Here is a 788-nt window from a genome sequence, read left to right on the forward strand (position 1 = left end):
GGTATCGCTGTGCTGCCAATTGAGGACGCGCAGGTGGAAACCATTGTGACGACGCTATGGACTGTGATCGCCGCAGTAGTGGCGTGGTGGAAAAACAACAGCTTTACAGCACCGGCGATCGAGGCAGATAAAGCGCTTAGAGAATCGAGAAAAGCAAAATAAAAGCCGCCCGATGGCGGCAAATTGACACAGGGCGGCGTGCGATGGTATAATATGTCGGGCGCTGTCGTTCCCAGCGGCGGGCGGTTGGCCACTCTCCTGTAAAAGGGAGGTGGTGCTTATGGGCATAAAGCTCTTCCGAGTTTTGATATGTGCAATCTTATTGCTACATATTTTGACCATAAATGCAAAGTAACCGCCCTCACGACCAAATGAAGCGGTTACTTTAACTGTGTAATTGGGTCAGCCGTCTGCCGACAGCGCCTCTTTATGTTCATATTATACCACAAGCCCCGCCTGTGTCAAGGTGGGGCTTTTTGTTTTGAAATTGAGGTGAATCATTTGGGGAAAGCAAGCGGTATTTTGAGGGTTGCCGCCGCAGAGGTCGGCTATCTGGAGAAAGCGAGCAATGCGGGCCTTGACAGCAAGACCGCAAACGCAGGCTCGAATAACTGGACGAAATACGGCAAGTGGTACGGCCTGAACGGACCGGAAGCCTACTGGTGCCATATGTTTATAAGCTGGTGCGCGGCACAGTCCGGTAATGCCGGAATCATCCCGCGCACGGCAAGCTGCTACAACGGCAAGGACTGGTTCGCGGAGCGCGGGCGCTTCCACCTGCGGGCGGC

At 53.8% G+C, this 788-nt stretch carries 1 protein-coding gene and 1 pseudogene; both read left to right on the top strand.

The window, feature by feature from the left end:
• Window positions 1-9: 9 nt before the first annotated feature.
• A complete protein-coding gene (locus tag H8S45_RS15865; RefSeq protein ID WP_330603229.1) occupies window positions 10-162 on the top strand; it encodes a phage holin in 153 nt (50 codons plus the stop codon).
• 339 nt (window positions 163-501) lie between these two features.
• Window positions 502-788, top strand: a pseudogene (locus H8S45_RS16510) (hypothetical protein); the annotation flags it as partial.

The organism is Agathobaculum faecis, assembly GCF_014287995.1.
GTDB classification, from domain to species: Bacteria; Bacillota; Clostridia; order Oscillospirales; family Butyricicoccaceae; genus Agathobaculum; species Agathobaculum ammoniilyticum.